Consider the following 20,408-nt stretch of genomic DNA (forward strand, 5'->3'; position numbering starts at 1 on the left):
GTTGGATCACAATGCGCGACTGGCTGCTCTACCTCGTCATCGCTGGGGTCCTGGCGTTTGCCGCCTCCAGTTGGTGGGGGGTGCGCCGGCTGAGGGCCAAGCACACCCGCAGTGCCGTGTGGGAGCAAACCCACAGCCCGGACCTGGGGCGGCAGAAGGTTGCCGTGGTCCTGAATCCCATCAAGGCCCGTTCGGCAGAGGCGCGGGCACTCGTTGAAGCGGCGTGCGCCGAGGCCGGCTGGGAGCCGCCCGGCATCTTTGAAACCACCGCCGAGGACCCCGGATTCTCGCAGGCGCGGGCGGCGGTGGCCAGCGGGGCCGACGTCGTCCTGGCCTGCGGCGGGGACGGGACGGTGCGCGTCGTGGCCGAGGTCCTTGCCGGGACGGACACCGCCATGGGCCTGATTCCGCTCGGCACCGGCAACCTCCTGGCCCGCAACGTGCATCTGGAGGTCAACGACCTCCAGGGCAACGTGCAGGCGGCCCTGTTCGGTCACCAGCGGTTCATCGATACGGCGCGGATGACCGTTGAGAATGCGCGGACCGGGGAGTCAGCGGAGCACACTTTCCTGGTGATCGCGGGCATGGGCATGGACGCCGAGGTGGTCAGTGATACCAATGACGGTTTGAAGAAGGCCGTGGGCTGGCTGGCGTATACGGAAGCCGGGGTGCGGCACCTCCCGGGGCGCCGCAAGAAGGTCTCGATTGGGCTGGATGACCAGCCTGAGCAGTCGCGGAAGATCCGCAGTGTGTTGTTCGCGAACTGTGGCCTGATTCCCGGGGGAATCGACTTTATCCCGCAGGCCATGATCGATGACGGGATGCTCGACGTCGTGGTGATGAGCCCGCGCAGTGCAATCGGCTGGCTGGCGATGTACACAAAGATCGTGCTGAAGCACAAGAAGGATCTGCCGGTCATGACGTATTACCGTTCCGGCAAGATCACCATCCGGTGCTCCGAACCCATGCCTACCCAGATCGACGGCGATCCTTCCGGCGAGGCCACGACGGTCACCGTCCAGGTGGCCCCGGGATCCCTGCTGGTCCGGGTCAAGGACGGGGCGGGAGGCGACTAGGCCCGCGCCGGTTAGTCTGACGGCGGCTCCTCTGAGGGGACTAGGCGCTGGCGGCCTTCTTGGCGTCTGCGGCCTTCTTCGCATCTGCTGCAGCTTTGGCGGCCCTGGCCTCGGACTGCTCGCGGATCATTGCCTGCTCTTCTTCAAAGCGCAGACGGTCCGCGCGGTCGGCGTCGTCGCCGTCCCAGTCCTGGTTGTCAGCTGTCGGCTTGGGATTGACAATCATTCCCTGGCCGTCATTGTCTGTGCTGGTTCCTGACATGACCCGCTCCCTCCGGTAGAGGACTTCCCCAATATGGATCAGGCAAGCATACGCACAGTTGGGAAGCGGTGGAAGTGCACCGGAAGGCATTTGCCTACGCTCTGGGCGAAGCCCCCGGGGTATATTCCGCCACGGCAGATGCGCCACTCAGTATGTCTCTGACCCACGCATGCGCGGCCCGGAATGCTTGGTCCGAGGTATGCGGCGCCACGATGCTGCGGTGGCCGTCCGCACGCTGGTAGGAGCCGAGGAAGCGAGTTGCCGGGCTGATCCGGTGGAGACCCGCGAGCGCGTCCGCCACCCGGGCGTCGGCCACGTGGCCGTCGGCATCAATGCTGAAGAAGTAATGGCCCAGATACTGCCCGGTAGGGCGGGATTCGATCCGGCTCAGGTTGACACCGCGGGTGGCGAACTGGTCCAGGATCTCCATCAGCGCACCGGGCCGGTCCTCGGGCAGCGGGACCACCACCGTGGTCTTGTCCGCTCCCGTGCGGGCGGGCAGTTCGCCCGGGCGGCCCACCAGCACGAACCGGGTGACGGCGCCGGGGTTGTCGCCGATGTTTTCGGCAAGAACGGACAGGCCCGGCTGTTCCTGGGCCACGATCGGGGCGCAGATCGCGGCATCGTAGTGGACGCCGTCGGCGTCCAGCAGGCCCATGGCGGCCGCGGCGGTGGAGGACCCCGGAATGTATTCCGCATTGGGAATATTGGCGTCCACCCAGAGCCTGCACTGGGCCCAGGCATGGCCGTGGGTGGAGACGCGCCGGATGTCCCCGATCTCCACGCCCGGCCTGGCCACTAGGACGAAGCTGATGGGCACCAGGGCCTCCCGGAGGATCCTGAGTTCCTGGCCGGTGGCGATGGCGTCGAGGGTCGCAGTGACGCCGCCCTCGACGGAGTTCTCGATCGGCACCATGGCCGCATCGGCGGAGCCATCCCGCACTTTGTCCAGCGCCGTGTTGACATTCGAGGACGGAATGCGGATGGCGTGCGCCGCGTCCGGAACCTGCATCAGGGCCGCCTCGGTGAAGGTCCCCTCGGGGCCGAGGAATGTGTACGTGACGGTTGGTGCGGGCATCGGCTTTTCCTTCTTCGGTTACAGGATGACTGGCTTGAGGCCGTTGTCGGACACGAGCGGCATGCCGGTCTCTACCCACTGGTCCATGCCGCCGGCCACGTTCAGCGCGGAATATCCCATGCCGACGAGCCACTGGGCGGCCCGGTGGGAGCGGCCACCTGTACGGCAAATGACATAGACGTCCTCGTCCGGGTCGAGCTCCTCGAGCCGGGCCGGCAGCTGGTCCAGGGGAATGTGCAGGGCGCCCTCGGCGTGGCCCGCGACCCATTCGTAGTCCTCGCGGACATCAAGGATCTTGGCGCCGTCGGGGATGCCAGACACGCTGACGGTGTGGAAGTCGCTCATGTTCGCCCTTTCCGCAGATTTCAAGGTCCGTTCCCAGCGTATCCCCCGCCGCTGGCCGAGCGCCCCCGCAGTCGGCACGTTACGCTTCTGGAGAGCGCAAAGGAGACCTCATGGCTGCCAAACACCCCGCGGAGCGGTCTGTCCGCGGTTCCCGCCGCGGGACATGCCCTCCCCTCGCCGCCAGGGTTGGGCATGATGCCACAGTGCCCGTCCGCAGTCCCCAACAATGGACATGTCCTCCCCTCGTCGGAGCGGCCGCAGGGCACACCATGCCTGCCGGACGGTTCCGGGACGGCCTGGAGCCCCGTTTCCTTGGCTGAAATCCACGAGCTCTCTGCCGTTCAACTACGGGATGCACTTCGTTCCGGGGAGCTCTCCGCCCGGCAGGCCACGGATCATTTCCTGGACCGCATCGAAGCCCAAAACGCGCACCTCGGGGCCTTCATCACCGTCACGGCTGACCAGGCCCGGAAGGATGCCGCAGCCGCAGACCAGCTCCGTGCCCTCCGAAGCCAGGACCCGAGCGACGGCGGCCTGCCGCCGCTGCACGGCATGCCGCTCGCTTTCAAGGACCTGACAGATGTGGCAGGGGTGATCACCACGCATGGGAGCGCCGCTCTGGAGCACAAACCGGCGCTGACGGACGGCGCACTCCCCGCCGTGCTCAAGACCGCGGGGGTGGTGTCGCTGGGCAAAACGCAGGTCCCGGAATTCGGCCTGACAGCCTACAGCGAGAACCGGATCGCCCCGCCGTCGCGCAATCCGTATGCCCTCAGCCGCAGTTCAGGCGGATCCTCGGGCGGCAGCGCTGCCGCTGTGGCCGCGGGGCTGCTGCCGTTTGCCCCCGGATCCGACGGCGGCGGCTCGGTGCGGATTCCGGCCGCCGCCTGTGGACTCGTCGGGTTGAAGCCCGGCCGCGGGCTCGTGCCGGCCGGGGAAAGCTCAGGCGATCCGGCCCAGCTTGTGGTTGCCGGCCCGCTCGCCCGCTCCGCCGCCGATGCTGCCCTGATGCTCGATGCCCTGGTGCCCGGCCCGGCGGATGCCAGCTACCTCGAATTGACCGCCCGGGAGCCGGACCGGCTGCGGATCGGCGTCAGCCTGGACAGCCCGTGGCAGACGATTTTCCCTTTCACCCCGGACCGCGAGGCGCTCGATGCGCTGGCCGACGGCGTCGCACGGCTGGAGGCGTCCGGCCACGAGACCTCGGAGGCGGCGATCCGCTATGACAACCGCTACCCGGATGCCTTCACCACTGCCTGGACCGCCGGCGTCGGCAGCGCGCGAATAGCACCCCAGCGCGAGGCGCTCCTGACCCCGCTCACCAGGACGTTCCGGCGGCGCGCGCAGCAGCGCAATACGTCCAAGCTCAATGAATGCCTCGGGTTCCTGCGGCAGTTCCAGCGGGACACGATCGCCCAGTATGCCCGCTGGGACCTCATCGTGACCCCGGCCCTGGCGCAGACGCCCCGACCGGTGGGCTGGTTCACCGGCGCGGCCCACGGCGTCGGCTACTGGCCGGCCGCTGAATGGGCGGGCGACGCCGACGGCGACTACCGCAAGCAATGTGAATACGCGCCGTGGTCCTCCATGGTGAACGTCTGCGGCCTGCCGGCCATCACGATCCCGGTGCACTGGACGGGCGGCGCTCCGGGTTCCGGCCTGCCGATGGGCATTCAGCTGATCGGGCCGATGGGCTCCGAGCGGCTGCTGCTGCAGGTGGCCGCCCAGCTGGGTTTCTAGGCCGGGGTTATTCGTGTCCGTGCGAGGACGCTGACCGCGCCAGATCCCCGCCGTCGTGTACCGGCCCGGTGGTGGTCCGGATCGCGATGCCGTCCAGGTTCGGCAGAGCGTGGCCGAGTCGGTGCCTGGCATCCGCGGCGACCTGTTCGGCTGCGGAGACCGGCATGTCTGCGACCTGGATGCTGGCGTTGCCCTGGAGGCGGTGGCCGATCCAGCGCAGTTGCAGCGCCGGGACGGCGTGCACGCCGGGGGTGGAGGCCAGGGCCGACCGTGCCCGGTCAACAAGGTCCGGTTCAATGCCGTCCATCAGGCGCCGGCCGATGCTGCGGACGGTTCCCCACAACAGGATGACGATGGCGGCCGCGATCAGCAGCCCCACGATCGGGTCGGCCAGCGGGAACCCGGCCCACACCCCGATCACGCCCAGCACCACGGCAAGAGACGTGAAACCGTCCATCCGGGCGTGGACACCGTCGGCCACCAGTGCGGCGGAGCCGATCTTCCGGCCGATCCGGATCCGGTAGATGGCCACGGCTTCGTTGCCGGCGAAGCCCACCAGTCCCGCTGCCGCAACCCACCACAGGTTCTGCAGCGGCTGGGGATTCAACAGCCGGTCGATCGACTGCCATGCGGCGACGGCGGCGGAGAGCGCGACGACCACAACGATGAAGAGCCCGGCCAGGTCCTCGGCACGCCCGAAGCCGTAGGTATAACGGCGGGTCGCCGGCCGGCGGGCCAGCAGGAACGCGATCCACAGCGGCACAGCCGTCATGGCGTCGGAGAAGTTATGGATCGTGTCCGCGAGGAGTGCCACCGAACCACTCATCAGCACCACGATGAATTGAAGGACAGTCGTGCCAAGAAGCATGAAGAGGCTGATCTTCACCGCCCTGACGCCGTGCTCACTCGCCTCAAGGGCGTCGTCGACAGAGTCCGCGGCGTCGTGGGTGTGCGGGACGAACAATCCGTACAAGAAGCCCTTGATCCCCGTCGGATGCTCATGGGAATGGCCGTGCCCATGGTCATGATCATCGTGGCCGTCGTGCCCGTGGCTGTGGTGGGCATGGCCGTGGTCATGGCCGTCGTGCCCATGGTCATGATCATCGTGGCCGTGGTCCTCGGACCCGTGATCATGGCTGCCAGCGTCCGGCTGTGCGTGGACGGGCGCGGTTGCCCCGGGACGGTGGAGGTCATGGGATTCGGTCACGATAGGTCCGCGCTTTCGGGGTGGTGGTGGCGGGGGGTTCCCCCCAGTGAGTGTTCGGCCTGGAAGATGGCGTCGGTAACGAGCTGGCGGGCGTGCTCATTCTCCAGGCGGTAAAAGACGCGTGTTCCGTCTTGCCTGGTGGTCACCAGGCGCGCGAGGCGCATCTTTGCCAGGTGCTGGGAAACGGCCGCCGGAGATTTGTGGACGATCTCGGCCAGCTGGTTGACCGGCAGTTCGCCCTCCCGCAGGGCAAGAATAATCCGGACACGCGTGGCGTCGGCGAGCATGGCAAAAATCTCAACGGCGAGTTCGACATACTGGCTGTCCGGCTCGCGCCCGCATATCTGCTTATCTGCATCCATACGCAGATTATTTCACACTTGTTCCCCCAGGGGATCGACCAGCCGGGCCCGGGTCGATGGGCCTGAGGAGTTCGCCGGCAGCGCACGGGCAGCACAGCGGCGTCCGGCACTTCTCCAGGCGCCCGTGGACATGTCCGGCCGTGGTGAGGGGCGTTGGACATGTCCGGCGCCGGTCCGGGGACATGCTCCGCGTTGACGCCATGCGTGGGACATGTCCGGCGCCGGCCCGGGGACATGCTCCTCCATCGCGGCGAGACTTGGGCACAATGCCATCATGTCCACGCGCGGGTGCCAGGAATGGGCATGTCCCCCACGGGCCGTTCAGCAGATCCGCGGTTCAGCAAATCCCCGGCTCAGCAGATCCGCTGCTCCGCGCCTGCCTGTTCTTCAGTTCCCCGGTTCCGCGAACTGCCGCACCCACACCCGCTACCGCTACCCGCGGAAGTAGCCCGCGACGTCGGCGATGATCTGCACCGAGCCGCTCGACGTATTCGTAATTTTGACGTTGCCGTCCGGCCCCACGGGAACCACGGCGAGGTCAGCGACGATCTGTCCTGGCAAATAGAACAGGCTTGAGACTTTCGGGGTGGAGGACCCCGAGGCGAATGCGGTGAGGAGTCCGTAGGACTTGCCCGCTGTAGCCGTCACGTTGACCACCACGGCGGCCACGGTGGTGGGTATCCCCTTGACGCCGCGCACATGGAAAGTGACCGACCCTCCCGCCGGGACAGCTCCTGAAGAGAGCCGCGTGTCCAGGAACCGGGTGGGCGCCAGGGCTCCGAAGGCGCCGGCCTGGACCGGTTTGCCGGACAGGTAATACCCCTCGACGTCGGCAATGACCTGCGCCGACCCGGACGACGTGTTCGAGACTGTTACCTTCCCGTCGGTCCCGAGCGGGACCACGACGAGGTTGGACACGGTCTGCCCCGCCGAGTAGTTCAGAGTGGACGAGCTCGGTTTCGAGGACCCCGCGGCGTATGCGGTCAGGAAGCCGTACGACTTTGTCTCGGTCGCCGTGAGGTTCAGGACCACCGCCGAGGCATTCGTGGGGATCCCCGACTTCCCGCCAGCCATGAAGGACACCGAGCTTCCGCCGGAAACGGCCCCGGAAGACTTCCGCGTGTCCAGCAGCCGGGCGGGCGCCACGGCACTGAACGTCCCGGGCGACGACGGCGTGCCGGCATGGAAATACGCGGACACACTCACAATCAGATGCACGGAGCCTGACGAGGAGTTGGTGAGCGTCAGCCGGCCGTCCGTGCCGACGGGCACCGTAGCGAGGTTCGAGACGGTCTGCCCGGCAACGTAGTTCAGATTCGAGGTCCCGGGTTTGGCCGTCCCCGAGGCATAGGCGGTGATGACCCCGTGCGACGTCGGCGACGTCGCAGTCAGGTTGATGACAACCGCGGACACGCTGGTCGGCACACCCCTTACGCCGGCTACCCGGAAGGAAACCGACCCGCCCGCGGCCACGCGCCCCGGCCAGATCCTGGTATCGAGGAATCGCGTCGGGTCCATCGCTATGGCCCGGCCCGCGCAGTTCGGCACAGTGAGCGCGGGGGTGGCGACCGCGGACGCCTGGGTGTTCGCGGCCGCCTGCCGGTACGCGGCCAGGTATGCCCGTCCCAGATATTCGATACCCACCCGGGAGAAATGGGTCGTGTCCCCCGAATTCAGGGCACAGGGCAGCGAGGGCGCGAAGCCGGTGTAGGCGACGCGGCCCGGCGTTTGGTAGTGACTCGCGTCCACATTGGTCCTGCCCGGCGTGGCCGCGATGCCCTCCGGTGACATGCGCCCGAGGACGAACGGCAGCTTCGGGGCCGACAGCCGGTCCCGGAAGAACGCAATGAGCTGGTCCAGCTTGGCGCTGTAGGCCGAGGTGCTTGTGGAGGAATTGCTCTCGCCCTGATGCCAGAGAATGCCCTTGAGCTCCACAGCATAGCCGGCCGCCTTCGCCGCTGCGAGGCCGCTCAGCGTCTGTTTAACGGCCAGTGTCGGCAGATCGTAGTCCGGGGCCGAAGCCGCACCGACGGACCAGGTCAGTGTCCCCGGCGCGCTGGTGAATCCGGTGTCGCCGTGCGCCGCCGGGATGATGAGGACCCCGACGTCGGCGGGCTGGGTCTTCAGGTATTCCCTGGCCATCGTTGTGGCGGGGGAAAGGCCGCTGGGGGTGTCGTGCATGTCCAGCGGGACCGAGGCGGCCCGGAAGGTGCGGGTCTTAGCTCCGAACTGGAAGATGCGCGGGTCTTCGACGTCTGTCGCGCCATCGATGGGAAGACCTCGCCCGGACATGTTCGACTGTCCGACCGCGAGAAACACGTGCAGAGTGGTGGTGGCCGTTGCAGCCCGCGCCGGCACGACGCCCGCCGCCACCAAGGCGAAGACCGCGAGACCGATCAGGACACGGTGGAGGCTCCGGGCCGTGGGCCGCGTCGGGGGCCTGCCACCCGGGTGCCGGGGCTGCCGTAGCCCAGAGGCCGCCGTTGAGGAAGGTAGTGTCCGCACCGGCGGCTGCGCCGCATTCGGGGGACGACAAAGCTTGCCCCAATCAGCCATGGACCACACTCTTGCCGAGCCACCTTGGGGTTTTCTTGCCCCCGCCAAATGGACGCTGGCTCCGGCCGGCGGCTATCGTTCACTCAAAACCGACGAGGCCGCGAAAGAGGATCGATGAAGATCACCGGTGCAGTACTTGAGGAAATCGGCCGCCCGCGCCCCTTCACGGAATCCAGGCCGATCAGCATCTGCGAGCTGGATCTGGCCGCTCCCGGGCCCACCGAGATCCTCGTCCGACTGGAGGCCGCCGGGATCTGCCACTCGGACCTGAGCGTTGTCGATGGCAACCGGGTCCGGCCGGTGCCCATGCTGCTGGGCCACGAGGCGGCGGGCCGGATCGTCGAGGTGGGGTCCGGCGTCGGGGATCTGCAGCCCGGTCAGCGCGTAGTCATGTCCTTCCTGCCCCGGTGCGAGAGCTGCGCGAACTGCGCCGAGGACGGCCGGCTGCCCTGCGCGGCCGGCTCGAAGAGCAACAACGACGGAACCCTGCTGCACGGGTCCCGGCACTTGAGCCGAGGCGGGGAGCCCGTCCACCACCACTTGGGCGTCTCGGGATTCGCCACATACGCCGTGGTGGACCGAGCCTCGGCCGTGCCGGTGGACGACGACATCCCCGCAGACATTGCGGCGGTCCTGGGCTGCGCCGTGCTGACCGGCGGCGGCGCCGTGCTCAACGCGGCCCGGCCCCGGCCGGAGGACAGCATCATGATCGTCGGCCTGGGCGGGGTGGGCATGGCGGCCCTCATCACCGCCGTCTCCCAAGGAATCTCGCGGATCATCGCCGTGGACACGCTGGAGCAGAAACTCGACCACGCCCGCCGCCTCGGCGCCCACGAAACGTACACGCCGCAGCAGGTCCTCGACGGCGGGGTTAAAGCCAGATTCGTGATCGAGTGCGCCGGCAATCCGCGCGCCTTCGAAACCGCCTTCGCCGCCACCTCCCCCGGCGGCACCACCGTGACGGCCGGGCTGCCCTCCTCCGACGCCCGCGCCCAGCTGCCGCCTCTGACAATCACCGCAGAGGCAAGGACGATCGTGGGGAGCTACCTTGGCTCCGCCGTCCCGTCGCGGGACATCCCGAAATACGCCCAGCTGTGGCGGGACGGGAAGCTGCCGGTCGAGGAACTGATCTCGGACCGCATCGCTCTGGCCGATATCAACCGGGCCATGGACCAGCTGGCAGACGGGCACGCCATCCGGCAGATCATCATGTTCGACGCCGGCGGTCCCGCCTGACGGCCGGCTCCGGGCCAAGCCGGTGCCCTGACCGGAGGGGGTGGGGCGGCGTCCACACGACCGAACAGCGGGAAAATAGGGGCGAAACACCGTCAGGGTTACTTGCCCCGGGGCGCCGCGAATGTGACAATCGCGCGTCATAATGTCAGCATTAAGTAAATGAGCACAACTCATTTAGAAACTCGCCCCGCTACAACGCCGGGCGATACCTCGTTTTTTGGCCACCCAAAGATGCTGGCCAGCCTCTTCTCCGTAGAAATGTGGGAGCGCTTCTCCTTCTACGGCATGCAGGGAATCCTGCTCTACTACATGTACTTCTCGGTCGAGAAGGGCGGCCTCGGGATTGAGCAGGGCCTGGCCGCCAGCCTCGTCGGCGCGTACGGCGGCGGCGTCTACCTCTCAACGATCCTGGGCGCGTGGCTCGCTGACCGGCTGTTTGGCTCCGAGAAGGTGTTGTTCGGCTCGGCCATCATGATCATGGGCGGCCACATCGCGCTGGCCCTCGTGCCCGGCGTCCCCGGCCTGATCGCCGGCCTGGTGCTGGTGGGCGTCGGTTCCGGCGGGCTCAAGGCCAATGCCACCGCCCTTGTCGGCAGCCTGTACGGCGAGAAGGACGAACGCCGCGATGCCGGGTTCTCCATCTTCTACATGGGCATCAACGCCGGCGCGCTGATCGGCCCCCTCGTCACCGGCTGGCTGCAGGAAAGCCAAGGCTTCCACTGGGGCTTCGGCGCTGCCGCCGTCGGTATGGCTGTGGGCCTGACCGTCTACGCGCTGGGACGCAACAAGCTCCCCGCGCAGACCCAGCGGGTTGCGCATCCCCTCCCGGCTGCGCAGCGCAAGCAGTATGGACTGATCTTCGTCGGCATCGCCGCGGTCATCGCCGCGCTGTTCATCTCGGGCACCGTGAACGCCGAGAACCTGGCCACGTCCATGGCGTACGCCGCCATCGGCGCGTCGGTGGTCTACTTCACCCTGATCTTCCGGAGCAAGAAGGTCACCGCCACCGAACGCGGACGGGTGGCAGCGTTCATCCCGCTGTACATCGCCTCGGCCGCGTTCTGGGCCCTGTTCCAGCAGCAGTTCACCTTCATCGCGGTGTACTCGGAGGAGAAGCTGGACCGCAACTTCTTCGGCTGGGAAATGCCTGCCGCCTGGGTCCAGTCCATCAACCCGGTGTTCATCATCATCTTCGCCGGCGTCATGGCGGCCCTGTGGACACGGCTCGGCCGCAAGCAGCCGGGATCGGCGCTGAAGTTCTCCATCGGCCTGTTCGTGATGGGCCTGGCCTTCCTGGCCTTCATTCCGCTCTCCGGCGACGGCAAGACTCCCCTGCTGGCTCTGGCGGGAATCCTGCTGCTGTTCACGCTGGCGGAATTGTTCCTTTCGCCCATCGGGCTGTCCGTCACGACCAAGCTGGCGCCGAAGGCCTTCCACACCCAGATGGTGGCGCTGTTCTTCCTGTCCGTGTCCCTGGGCACCACGCTGGCCGGCATCCTGTCCGGCCTGTACAACCCGAATGACGAGCTGCCGTACTTCATCGGTGTGGGCGGAACGGCCATCCTGCTGGCCGTAGGCATGGCGGCTGCCTCGCCGGCCATCAAGAAGCTCATGGGCGGCGTACGCTGACCCGATGAGCTCCGCACATCGCGTCCCGGTTGCAGCGCGCGTCTACGTCCCCGCCCCAGGTGAGGCGTCCGACGTCGAACTCATGCCGGCGGGCGATGTCACCGACGGTGTGGTGCGGGTTGGCGGAACCATCCGCCGCCCGCACCAGCCGCAATCCCTGGCCGTGGCCGGCTACCTCGACTGGCTGGAAGACGCCGGCTTTGAGGGCTCTCCCCGGTTCCTGGGCCCGGATGATCAGGGCCGGGACGTCCTGACCTTCGTGCCCGGACAATGCGCCGGGGCCCTGCCGGAAGCCTGGGCACAGTCCGCGGACCTTCTGGCCTCGGTGGGCCGCCTGGTGCGGCGGCTCCACACGGCGTCGGCGGGCTACGTGCCGCGGGACCATCCGTTTCCGCGCAGTCCGCTCCGGCCGAACCCCACTGAGGCTTCCGGGCTCATCTGCCATCTGGACGTAACGCCGCAGAACGTGGTGGTCCGGGACGGCCTGGCCGCCGGTTTGGTGGATTTCGACCTCGCCGGACCGTCCACGGCCTTCCACGATTCGCTCAACACCGCCATGCACTGGGTGCCGCTCCGCGACCCGTCCGACGCATGGCCGGGCTGGGAGGACCAGGATCCGTTCCGCCGGCTGCGCCTCTTCGCCGACGCCTACGGCTGGTCCGAGGAGGAACGACGCCGGGTGCCAGGTGCCGGGATCGACGCCGCGGAGCTGAGCTACGAACGGATGCGGCACAACGCCGCGACGCTGGGCGGCGGCTGGGCCCGGATGTGGCAGGACGGCGTGGGCGGCCTCATCAATCGACGGCGGGCCTGGCTTGAGGCCAATGCCCGCCCGCTGGTGGCCGCGCTGACACGCTGAGCCTCCGGCGGCCGCCGCGGCCGCCGGCCCGGGTACGGCGCAACCGGCGCGGGACGCCGTCCTTAGACTCCGTAGCCGCGACTGCGCGCACTGCCGATGACCAGTCCGAAGATGACCATCACCAGCACCGTGACGGCGATCGCCACGTACCCCATCACGAGACCGGCGATCGCCATGCCCCGGCCGGCCGGTTCGCGCCGCAGGGCCAGGTGTCCCAGGATGACCGCAGCCAGCTGCGGGAGCAGGAAGAACCCGAATCCCACTAGTGCGGCGATGCCGCAGCACATGCTGGCAATGCTCAGGCCTTTCGGCGCTGCCGGCACGCTGTAGTAGGCGGGCTGGCCGTAGGCGTTCGCGCTGCCCGGCTGGGCGTACGGCGACTGCTGGCCGTACTGCTGGGCCGGTTGACCGTAAGCCCCCTGGCCGGGCGCATACGGCGTCGTGTAGGACTGGCCGTAGATCGGCGGGTACGGGCTGGAGAACTGGCCTTGATCCTGTGCGGGCTGGCCGTAGTGCTCCTGCCCGGGCTGCCGGCCCGCGGAGGGCTGCTGCGGGTAGTCCGGCTGTTGCGGCGGCTCGGGCTGCGCGAACTGGTGCGTCGCCGGTTGGCCGGCCTCCTGGCCGGTCGCCTGGCCGGAGTCCTGGCTGACGGGGGCTGCCTGCTGCGGCGGAACGTCCGGCTGGTGGTCCGGGAGACGCAGCGTCGGCTGGTAGCCCTCGGGTATCCCGTCTTTGCCTGGCTCGTCTTTGCTCTCGTCTTTGCCCTGTTGTGGCTGTTCAGTCATGGCGTGTCCCCTCAAGAAGTCCCTGGATCCAGACTACCGCCGGAGGGTTGCGTTGGGGCCGGCCCGGTCTGCGGCTTTCTTGCGTCACAGGAGCGGGTTTGGCGCGAAAGCGTGTTGCACCCCGCCGTCGTCTGGCATGCTGGTGCCATGGCTAGCCGCGCGGGCACAGTTGCCCAACCCCAAGACCTTGTTGACCTCACTGCGCTTTTGGATGCGTACTACGACGTTTCGCCGGATCTCACGGACCCGGGCCAGCGGGTGGCCTTCGGCACCTCCGGGCACCGTGGTTCGAGCTTGAAGGCGTCCTTCAACGAACCCCATATCCTCGCCATCACGCAGGCGATCGTGGAATACCGTGCGGGCCAGGGAATTACCGGGCCCCTCTACATGGCGAAGGACACCCACGGCCTGAGCGAACCGGCCCAAAACTCCGCCCTCGAGGTGCTGGCCGCCAACGGCGTGCACGTCCTCATCGACGCCCGCCACGGCTACACACCCACCCCTGCACTGAGCCACGCCATCCTCACGCACAACCGCAAGGCCGGCCCGGGCGCACCGCAGGCGGACGGGATTGTGGTGACCCCCAGCCACAACCCTCCCGGCGACGGGGGATTCAAGTACAACCCCCCGCACGGCGGCCCTGCGGACACCGACGCCACCGGCTGGATCGCCAACCGCGCCAACGAGCTCCTGGAAAACGGCCTGCGCGGCGTCAAGCGGATCCCCGTGGCCGACGCCCTTGCCGCCGGGACCACCGGAAAGTTCGACTTCCTCAGCAGCTACGTGGATGACCTCCCCTCCGTCCTGGACCTCAACGCCATCCGTGAGGCCGGCGTCCGGATCGGCGCGGACCCCATGGGCGGGGCGTCGGTGGACTACTGGGGCGAGATCGCCGAACGCCACCACCTGAACCTCACGGTGGTGAACCCGACCGTTGACCCGCAGTGGGCCTTCATGACCCTGGACTGGGACGAGAAGATCCGGATGGACTGCTCCTCGCCGTTCGCGATGGCGTCGCTGATCGGCCGGATGTCCGACGGGGCGAAGTTCGACGTCGCCACCGGCAACGACGCCGACGCCGACCGCCATGGCATCGTCACACCGTTTGTTGACGGTCAGGGCGGGCTGATGAACCCGAACCACTACCTCGCCGTCGCCATCGATTACCTGTACCGGCACCGCACCGGATGGAACCCGCAGTCCGTGATCGGCAAGACCCTGGTGTCCTCCTCGATGATCGACCGCGTGGCCGCGAGCCTGGGGCGCAAGCTCGTGGAGGTTCCCGTGGGCTTCAAGTGGTTCGTTCCGGGCCTGTTGTCCGGCGAAGGGGCCTTCGGCGGCGAGGAATCCGCGGGCGCGTCCTTCAATAAGATGGACGGCAGTGTTTGGACCACCGACAAGGACGGGATCCTGCTGGCCCTGCTGGCTTCGGAGATCACGGCCGTCACCGGCAAGTCGCCGTCGCAGCTCTACAAGGGCCTCACGGACCAGTTCGGCGACCCCGTCTATGCCCGGATCGATGCCGCCGCCACACGTGAACAGAAGGCCGCACTGGGCAAGCTGTCCTCGTCGGACGTCACCGCCACCGAACTCGCCGGCGAAACGATCACCGCCAAACTGACCGAGGCGCCGGGCAACGGCGCGGCGATCGGCGGCCTGAAGGTGGTCACCGAAAACGCCTGGTTCGCGGCGCGGCCCTCCGGTACGGAGGACGTGTACAAGATTTACGCCGAATCCTTCAAGGGCGCCGAGCACCTCAAGCAGGTCCAGGCCGAGGCGAAGGCCCTGGTGGACGGGGTTATTTCGTAGTTCCGCCGACCGCGGCCACCACGGCGCGGTCCCTGCCAAGCGTCTTTGCCTGGTAGAGGGCCGCGTCGGCCGAGGCCACTACAGCGTCGAGGCCGCCCGGTCCGGCATCGGTGGATGCAATGCCGTAGCTCACTGTCGGCAGCCGGGGGATGACTTCCGAGCCGGATTCCTGAAGCCGGAGGCTGATGTCGGAGGTGATTTCCCGGGCCTGTTCCGGCGTGACGCCTGGGAGCAGGAGGATGAATTCCTCGCCGCCGTAGCGGCCCACGAGATCGGTGGAGCGGACGGTGCCGGCGCAGGCTCCGGCGAACGCCTGCAGGGCGGAGTCCCCGGCCGAGTGGCCGAACTGGTCGTTGATCGTCTTGAAGTGATCCAGGTCCGCGAGGATCAGCGAGGCCGTGGTTCCGGTGCGCCGCAACCTGCGCAGTTCGTTGCCCGCGAGGTCGAGGAACGCTGAGCGGTTCAGCAGGCCGGTGAGGCCGTCCACGGTGGCGCGTGCCCGGAGGTCGCGAGTCTGTTGTTCATAGCTCAGCTCGGCCATCGTGAACGAGGCCACCACCAGCGTGACCGTCGAGAACACGGTCATGGGCGCGGAACCGAAGAACGATGTGAAGACCGCCCCGCCCGGCCGGTCCGTCAAAAAGGCGATGAGGCGGCCCAAGTAGAAGACGGCCAGGATGCCGGCGCCCACGGCGAGGGGCCGGTGCACGCGCGAGTAGTCGCGCTCAAGCAGGAACAGCTCCCGGGATCCCATGCCGATCAGCACGGCCATCAAGGCCAGGTACACCGGGCCACCCGCCCAGATGTTTGTGGCCGGGTGGTCGAACACCGACACGACGCCGACGACGCCGGGACCGGCCGCGAGCTGCCAGGGCCGGGGTGAGGGTGCCCGCAGCGAGCGGGCGCCAGCCCAGACGCTGGCCGCGCCGGCGACCAGCAGGATGTTGCCGGCGGGGTTGGACCAGGCCTGGTACACCGTCCCGTCCAGCAGGTACGCGGCGTTGCCGACCAGGAACAGCAGGAGGGCCATGCACCACCAGCCGCTGTGGGCGGAGCGGGTGCGCCGGAAGGTAATGAAGTAGAAGAGCATGAGCAGCGTGAGGTCGACCAGCGCCAAGGCAACCCGCAGCGTGGCGGTGTCAAGCATCATCTAGTGGCCCCCCGGTCCGCTGTAATTTGCCCGCAATGCGTCACTTCACCGTCGAATAACCGCCGAAGTTGACCCAAGTATGGCACCCGTCGTCGGGAAAGCCTCGTGGTGGCCACGATATGACGTGCGGATTCTTGTTGCCGCCGTCCCGGGGCTTATGCCGGGCCGTCGGTCCACAGCGTGAGGATCCGCCGGGTGGAGTGCCCGCCGCCGGGCGCCATGTCCACGAGTGCTATCCGGTCCAGCGCGACGGCGTCGCCCTCGCGAAGCCGTTTGTCGCCGTGGTGGGAAACATGCGGGCGGTACCCTGCCAGGGTATAGGCGGGTGTAGGGATCCTGCCGGGCAGCTGCTCCACGATCCCGACCAGGGCATTGTGCAGGGCCTGCAGGTGCTCGTTGGGTTCGATCAGGCTGACCGGGATGGACCCTGCCCGCCCGAACCGCGCTTCCCCGCCTACCCTCACCCGGCAGCCCAGGGCCGCGGCCACGGGGTCCGCCATGAGCTCGGAGATCTTCGCGGCGAGCGGATCGCCGGAGCCGGGTGGCGTCTCGATTTGTGCGCCGGCCGCTGTCTGGGGTTCGACGACGTCGAACTTCACCAGGGTGATGTGCAGCGGCCAGTCGTCCCGGGGAAACTCGAGTCCCTCGACAACCGGTTCCACGAAGGCCACCGCGATCAGGTTCCGCATGGGAAAAGTGTGCCACGCCCGGCGGTCGGGGCGGCGCCCGGGTCCTGACCGGGGTCGGCGACGTCGCGAACGCCCCGTGCCGGAGGCTGCGGTGCGGACTAAAATAGGAAGTGGCCCCGGATGCAGGCCATGCGCTGAACCGCAGAATTGCGTCCCGTGTGCCTCCGGCCTGTCCCCCATGGTGCCGGAGGCACCTCCGCGGAAGAACAGTGCCAGAGGCACCTCCGCGGAAGAACAGTGCCAGAGGCACCTCCGCGGAAGAACAGTGCCAGAGGCACCTCCGCGGAAGAACAGCGCCGGAGGTGCTTAGACAGTCCTTATACGGTGCGGACGACGTCCTCGTAGGCGAACTTCGGCTTGGCCGCACCCCAGGCGTCCGCACCGGGCTGGCCGATGTTGACCACCAGGAAACTCTTCTGGCTGCCGTCGGGGAAGAATGCGGCGTCGATGGCGGCGAAATCCGCGCCCGTCATGGGACCGGCGGCGAGGCCCAGGGAGCGGACCGCGAGGATGAAGTAGCCGGCCTGCAGGTGGGCGTTGTTGTTGCCCGTGGCCGCGGCAAGGTCAGGCGCGGCGTCGTACATGGCTTTGGGGGCGTTGTAGCCGGGGAGGAAGTTGTCCCACTGGTCCTGCCAGGCGGTGTCGTAGCTCAGAATTGCGACGAGGGGCGCCGATGCCGTCTTGGCGCGGTTTCCAGCGGAAAGTGCGTCCACAAGCGTGGCCCGGGCTTCATCCGAGCGCACGTACGTGACGCGCAGCGGCTGTGAATTGAAGGCGGTGGGGCCGAACTTCGTCAGTTCGTAGATGGCACGGGCCTGATCGTCGGTAACGTCGCCGGTGAAGGCGTTCGCCGTGCGGGCCTCGGCAAAGATGGCGTCCACCGCTGCGGCGTCGATTACTGCTTCTTCATGGGCGATCGTCATTCGCGTCCCTTTCGCTGGGCCGGCGCACCGTCAGGCCGCTGGCGTCTCCTGCTGTCCATAGTTGCAACTTCAACTAGCAGCGCTTGCTTCCCGCTGCGCCCTGTGATGTCCGGCACAGCAATGCAGGGTGCGCAGCCCCGTTGCAAGGCCTATCAAGGCAGACAGGAGCCTGACACGCCCTCTTAACGAGCGTGATCTCTCCGGCGAGATGGCCGACGGCGAGGCCCGCGTGCACCCGGACTGCATCAACCAGGCAATCGTCGTCCGCATAAAACCCGGGGCTGTGGTTCGGGAACAGCCCGCGGCCACCCTCCACCGGCCTTAGCTGGTCGCCGTCGATCCGTGTGTCTTGGACCCCGTAGCTGAGGTACGCGCCGCCGTAGGCGTTGACGAACTCCGACACATCGTCATAGCCAAGCGTCACGGGCACCTCGACGATCCTCTCCCGGCCGACAATCCACTCCCTCTGGTTGATGACTCCCGGAACAGATTGCAGGAACTCAACATCGGCCGTGCTGCCGAAGGCCTCCGTTGGTGCATGGCCAGCCGGCGCATCCCCTGCTGGACTACACCCATGTCGGCGTCGATAGTGCAGCGTATGGTTCCGAACAGGTTGACGGTCTGCCCGATGATGTTGAACCGGCCGACGTCCTGGACGTGGCCAATGCTGACGGATGTCGCGTGCTGCGCGGCTACCTGCCGGTAAAGCTCGCCGACTCCGGTCTTCCCCGGTCTTCCCCGGAGTATGGCCGGACTTCCCGGAAAACGCAACGGTCGCCGACGGCCGCTCCACATATCCGCGCCCGGACCTGTCGCGGCGCCGGACGGCGCCGGACGGCGCCGGACGCGCCCGGCCTGCGCGGTAAAGTTGCCTGGAAGATTCCTTCCGCTCCGGCCCCACATTCTCTGAAAGGCTCCCGGCAATGAGCATGCTCGGCACCAAATGGAAGCTCCACGGCACCGGCAAGTCCGTCCGCCCCGGCGAGGTCGTCAGGCCGGATGAGCGGCTCACCTGGCCGCTGACCATCGGGATCGGCATGCAGCACGTAGTGGCCATGTTCGGCGCCACCTTCCTGGTCCCGATCCTCACGGGCATGCCGCCGGCCACCACCTTGTTCTTCTCCGGCATCGGCACCCTGTTGTTCCTGGTCATCACCCAGGGACGCGTTCCGAGCTACCTCGGGTCAAGCTTCGCGTTCATCGCACCGATCCTGGCCTCGCAGCAGCAGTTCGGCATCCCCGGGGCGCTGGGCGGCGTCGTGCTGGCCGGTGCGGCCCTCGCCGTCGTCGGCGCCGTGGTGCAGAAGTTCGGCGCCGGCTGGATCAACCGGCTCATGCCGCCGATCGTGACCGGCGCGATCGTCGCCCTGATCGGCCTGAACCTGGCGCCAGCCGCGAAGAGCAACTTCGACAAAGCCCCCGTCACCGCCTTCATCACGCTGGCCGTCATCATTGTGGTCAGCGTGCTGTTCCGCGGCATCCTGGGCCGGCTGAGCATCCTGGTGGGCGTCGTGGTGGGCTACCTCGTCGCGATGATCCGGGGCGAAGTCGACTTCGCCAAGGTGGACGGCGCCACGTGGGTTGGCCTGCCGCACTTCCAGACCCCGGAATTCCACTTCGGCGTCGTGGGCCTCTTCGTGCCTGTCGTGCTGGTGCTGGTGGCGGAGAACATCGGTCATGTGAAGTCCGTGTCCGCCATGACGGGCCAGAACCTCGACGGCGTGTCCGGCCGGGCACTGCTGGCCGACGGCGCCGCCACCATGCTGGCCGGGTTTGGCGGCGGGTCCGGAACCACCACCTATGCCGAGAACATCGGCGTCATGGCTGCCACCAAGGTGTACTCCACCGCGGCGTACTGGGTGGCGGGCATCTTCGCGGTGGTGCTGAGCTTCTCACCGAAGTTTGGCGAACTCATCGCCACTGTCCCCGCCGGCGTCCTGGGCGGCGCGGCCACAATGCTGTACGGCATGATCGGCGTGCTGGGCGTCAAGATCTGGGTCCAGAACAAGGTGAACTTCTCCAACTCGATCAACCTGACCACGGCCGCCGTGGCGCTGATCATCGGCATCGCGAACTACACGTGGACCGTCGGCGACCTGACGTTCAACGGCATCGCGCTCGGCTCGGCCGCCGCGCTGGTGATCTACCACGGCATGAAGGCGATCGCGAAGGCACGCGGCACGGTGGCGGAGCCTGAAACGGAGGATCCGGCGTCCGTTGCGACGGCGGCGGTGAAGGCCGCTGCGAAGCGCACACCGAAGAAGCGCCGCTAGCGGCATCCCCCGTTACCGCCCGCCCCGCCGAAGCCAAGAGGCCGGGGCCGGGCCACCGTGTGGTGGCCCGGCCCCGGCCCGGCTGGTTGTGGCGGCGGCCGGTTTAGCCGGCGTCGAACGGTTCCTCGTCGTCGCTGCCCTTCTCCGGCGACTTCTCCTTCGGCAGGTCCGTGCCGGAACCATCGGGCAGCCCGGCCGCATCCTGGCCGGACTCCGAGGAGAAGGGCCGCCCGGCGTCGGGCTTTTCGGTGTTGGAGGCATCCATTTCGGCGTCAGCCGAGGGGACCGCGGCGTCGCCGCTCCTGGCACCGGATCCGGGCTCGGTAGTGGTGTTTTCTGAACTCACGTGTTCCTCCGCTCCGCCGGAGCGTCCTGCTCCGGACTCTCTTGCACTTGTCTTGCACTTGTCTTGGTCTTCTGCGCCGAACT

General features: G+C 67.8%; 18 protein-coding genes. 7 read left to right on the plus strand and 11 right to left on the minus strand.

Annotation, left to right across the window (positions count from 1 at the left end; translation table 11 throughout):
- Nucleotides 1–11 precede the first annotated feature (11 nt).
- Nucleotides 12–1,076 carry a diacylglycerol/lipid kinase family protein gene (locus ACVWZ7_RS10065; RefSeq protein WP_456507737.1) on the plus strand — a complete coding sequence of 355 codons (1,065 nt, stop codon included), beginning with the start codon at nucleotides 12–14 and terminating at the stop codon, nucleotides 1,074–1,076.
- A 40-nt stretch (nucleotides 1,077–1,116) separates the two neighbouring features.
- Here ACVWZ7_RS10065 and ACVWZ7_RS10070 read toward each other — a convergent pair whose 3' ends face one another.
- The 3 genes from ACVWZ7_RS10070 to ACVWZ7_RS10080 all read right to left on the minus strand — a co-directional run bounded on the left by ACVWZ7_RS10070 (nucleotide 1,117) and on the right by ACVWZ7_RS10080 (nucleotide 2,761).
- Nucleotides 1,117–1,338 carry a hypothetical protein gene (locus tag ACVWZ7_RS10070; protein ID WP_091255530.1) on the minus strand — a complete coding sequence of 74 codons (222 nt, stop codon included), beginning with the start codon at nucleotides 1,336–1,338 and terminating at the stop codon, nucleotides 1,117–1,119.
- Nucleotides 1,339–1,432: 94 nt separating this feature from the next.
- Nucleotides 1,433–2,416, minus strand: coding sequence for a prephenate dehydratase (pheA, locus tag ACVWZ7_RS10075; RefSeq protein ID WP_344361524.1), 984 nt, complete (start codon nucleotides 2,414–2,416; stop codon nucleotides 1,433–1,435).
- A gap of 18 nt (nucleotides 2,417–2,434) precedes the next feature.
- Nucleotides 2,435–2,761 (minus strand): rhodanese-like domain-containing protein, encoded by a 327-nt coding sequence (locus ACVWZ7_RS10080; RefSeq protein WP_116765432.1) that lies wholly within the window; start codon nucleotides 2,759–2,761, stop codon nucleotides 2,435–2,437.
- Between the two features lie 312 nt (nucleotides 2,762–3,073).
- Here ACVWZ7_RS10080 and ACVWZ7_RS10085 point away from each other — a divergent pair, with 312 nt between their 5' ends.
- A complete protein-coding gene (locus ACVWZ7_RS10085) occupies nucleotides 3,074–4,501 on the plus strand; it encodes an amidase (protein WP_456507738.1) in 1,428 nt (475 codons plus the stop codon).
- A gap of 7 nt (nucleotides 4,502–4,508) precedes the next feature.
- On the opposite strand, the gene ACVWZ7_RS10090 is transcribed toward ACVWZ7_RS10085, so the two are convergent.
- The 3 genes from ACVWZ7_RS10090 to ACVWZ7_RS10100 form a co-directional block, all read right to left on the minus strand.
- Entirely contained in the window at nucleotides 4,509–5,465 is a 957-nt protein-coding gene (locus tag ACVWZ7_RS10090; protein ID WP_456509095.1) for a cation diffusion facilitator family transporter, read from the minus strand.
- 239 nt (nucleotides 5,466–5,704) lie between these two features.
- Nucleotides 5,705–6,070, minus strand: a complete 366-nt coding sequence (locus ACVWZ7_RS10095; protein ID WP_091255538.1) for an ArsR/SmtB family transcription factor — start codon at nucleotides 6,068–6,070, stop codon at nucleotides 5,705–5,707.
- A gap of 432 nt (nucleotides 6,071–6,502) precedes the next feature.
- Nucleotides 6,503–8,626, minus strand: a complete 2,124-nt coding sequence (locus ACVWZ7_RS10100; protein WP_456507739.1) for a sialate O-acetylesterase — start codon at nucleotides 8,624–8,626, stop codon at nucleotides 6,503–6,505.
- Between the two features lie 114 nt (nucleotides 8,627–8,740).
- Between ACVWZ7_RS10100 and ACVWZ7_RS10105 the strand changes: the two genes are divergently transcribed.
- The 3 genes from ACVWZ7_RS10105 (at nucleotide 8,741) to ACVWZ7_RS10115 (ending at nucleotide 12,350) form a co-directional block, all read left to right on the plus strand.
- The gene (locus tag ACVWZ7_RS10105; protein WP_456507740.1) at nucleotides 8,741–9,862 is read left to right on the plus strand and encodes an alcohol dehydrogenase catalytic domain-containing protein; all 1,122 of its coding nucleotides are present in this window, start codon (nucleotides 8,741–8,743) and stop codon (nucleotides 9,860–9,862) included.
- A 159-nt stretch (nucleotides 9,863–10,021) separates the two neighbouring features.
- Nucleotides 10,022–11,491, plus strand: coding sequence for a peptide MFS transporter (locus tag ACVWZ7_RS10110; RefSeq protein ID WP_116765427.1), 1,470 nt, complete (start codon nucleotides 10,022–10,024; stop codon nucleotides 11,489–11,491).
- 4 nt (nucleotides 11,492–11,495) lie between these two features.
- Nucleotides 11,496–12,350 carry a phosphotransferase gene (locus ACVWZ7_RS10115; protein ID WP_456507741.1) on the plus strand — a complete coding sequence of 285 codons (855 nt, stop codon included), beginning with the start codon at nucleotides 11,496–11,498 and terminating at the stop codon, nucleotides 12,348–12,350.
- Nucleotides 12,351–12,412: 62 nt separating this feature from the next.
- On the opposite strand, the gene ACVWZ7_RS10120 is transcribed toward ACVWZ7_RS10115, so the two are convergent.
- Nucleotides 12,413–13,135 (minus strand): DUF4190 domain-containing protein, encoded by a 723-nt coding sequence (locus ACVWZ7_RS10120; protein WP_456507742.1) that lies wholly within the window; start codon nucleotides 13,133–13,135, stop codon nucleotides 12,413–12,415.
- Nucleotides 13,136–13,282: 147 nt separating this feature from the next.
- On the opposite strand from ACVWZ7_RS10120, the gene pgm reads away from it, so the two are divergent.
- Nucleotides 13,283–14,944 (plus strand): phosphoglucomutase (alpha-D-glucose-1,6-bisphosphate-dependent), encoded by a 1,662-nt coding sequence (pgm, locus tag ACVWZ7_RS10125; RefSeq protein ID WP_456507743.1) that lies wholly within the window; start codon nucleotides 13,283–13,285, stop codon nucleotides 14,942–14,944.
- On the opposite strand, the gene ACVWZ7_RS10130 is transcribed toward pgm, so the two are convergent.
- The 3 genes from ACVWZ7_RS10130 to ACVWZ7_RS10140 all read right to left on the minus strand — a co-directional run bounded on the left by ACVWZ7_RS10130 (nucleotide 14,934) and on the right by ACVWZ7_RS10140 (nucleotide 17,706).
- Nucleotides 14,934–16,094 (minus strand): GGDEF domain-containing protein, encoded by a 1,161-nt coding sequence (locus ACVWZ7_RS10130; protein ID WP_456507744.1) that lies wholly within the window; start codon nucleotides 16,092–16,094, stop codon nucleotides 14,934–14,936. The genes pgm and ACVWZ7_RS10130 overlap by 11 nt on opposite strands.
- 155 nt (nucleotides 16,095–16,249) lie before the next feature.
- Nucleotides 16,250–16,783, minus strand: a complete 534-nt coding sequence (locus ACVWZ7_RS10135) for a 2'-5' RNA ligase family protein (RefSeq protein WP_456507745.1) — start codon at nucleotides 16,781–16,783, stop codon at nucleotides 16,250–16,252.
- 317 nt (nucleotides 16,784–17,100) lie between these two features.
- A complete protein-coding gene (locus ACVWZ7_RS10140; RefSeq protein ID WP_456507746.1) occupies nucleotides 17,101–17,706 on the minus strand; it encodes a malonic semialdehyde reductase in 606 nt (201 codons plus the stop codon).
- A gap of 923 nt (nucleotides 17,707–18,629) precedes the next feature.
- Here ACVWZ7_RS10140 and ACVWZ7_RS10145 point away from each other — a divergent pair.
- A complete protein-coding gene (locus ACVWZ7_RS10145; protein ID WP_456507747.1) occupies nucleotides 18,630–19,979 on the plus strand; it encodes a uracil-xanthine permease family protein in 1,350 nt (449 codons plus the stop codon).
- A gap of 103 nt (nucleotides 19,980–20,082) precedes the next feature.
- On the opposite strand, the gene ACVWZ7_RS10150 is transcribed toward ACVWZ7_RS10145, so the two are convergent.
- Nucleotides 20,083–20,325, minus strand: coding sequence for a hypothetical protein (locus tag ACVWZ7_RS10150; protein WP_175460614.1), 243 nt, complete (start codon nucleotides 20,323–20,325; stop codon nucleotides 20,083–20,085).
- Nucleotides 20,326–20,408: the final 83 nt, after the last annotated feature.

It is taken from the genome of Arthrobacter sp. TE12232 (assembly GCF_054062615.1).

Coding starts and splice junctions, on each gene's coding strand:
- ACVWZ7_RS10145 (WP_456507747.1), top strand. CDS start 18,630: ATGAGCATGCTCGGCACCAAATGGAAGCTCCACGGCACCGGCAAGTCC.
- ACVWZ7_RS10070 (WP_091255530.1), bottom strand. CDS start 1,338: ATGTCAGGAACCAGCACAGACAATGACGGCCAGGGAATGATTGTCAAT.
- ACVWZ7_RS10080 (WP_116765432.1), bottom strand. CDS start 2,761: ATGAGCGACTTCCACACCGTCAGCGTGTCTGGCATCCCCGACGGCGCC.
- ACVWZ7_RS10130 (WP_456507744.1), bottom strand. CDS start 16,094: ATGATGCTTGACACCGCCACGCTGCGGGTTGCCTTGGCGCTGGTCGAC.
- ACVWZ7_RS10115 (WP_456507741.1), top strand. CDS start 11,496: ATGAGCTCCGCACATCGCGTCCCGGTTGCAGCGCGCGTCTACGTCCCC.
- ACVWZ7_RS10100 (WP_456507739.1), bottom strand. CDS start 8,626: ATGGCTGATTGGGGCAAGCTTTGTCGTCCCCCGAATGCGGCGCAGCCG.
- ACVWZ7_RS10095 (WP_091255538.1), bottom strand. CDS start 6,070: ATGGATGCAGATAAGCAGATATGCGGGCGCGAGCCGGACAGCCAGTAT.
- pheA (WP_344361524.1), bottom strand. CDS start 2,416: ATGCCCGCACCAACCGTCACGTACACATTCCTCGGCCCCGAGGGGACC.
- ACVWZ7_RS10110 (WP_116765427.1), top strand. CDS start 10,022: ATGAGCACAACTCATTTAGAAACTCGCCCCGCTACAACGCCGGGCGAT.
- ACVWZ7_RS10120 (WP_456507742.1), bottom strand. CDS start 13,135: ATGACTGAACAGCCACAACAGGGCAAAGACGAGAGCAAAGACGAGCCA.
- ACVWZ7_RS10140 (WP_456507746.1), bottom strand. CDS start 17,706: ATGACGATCGCCCATGAAGAAGCAGTAATCGACGCCGCAGCGGTGGAC.
- ACVWZ7_RS10105 (WP_456507740.1), top strand. CDS start 8,741: ATGAAGATCACCGGTGCAGTACTTGAGGAAATCGGCCGCCCGCGCCCC.
- pgm (WP_456507743.1), top strand. CDS start 13,283: ATGGCTAGCCGCGCGGGCACAGTTGCCCAACCCCAAGACCTTGTTGAC.
- ACVWZ7_RS10135 (WP_456507745.1), bottom strand. CDS start 16,783: ATGCGGAACCTGATCGCGGTGGCCTTCGTGGAACCGGTTGTCGAGGGA.
- ACVWZ7_RS10065 (WP_456507737.1), top strand. CDS start 12: ATGCGCGACTGGCTGCTCTACCTCGTCATCGCTGGGGTCCTGGCGTTT.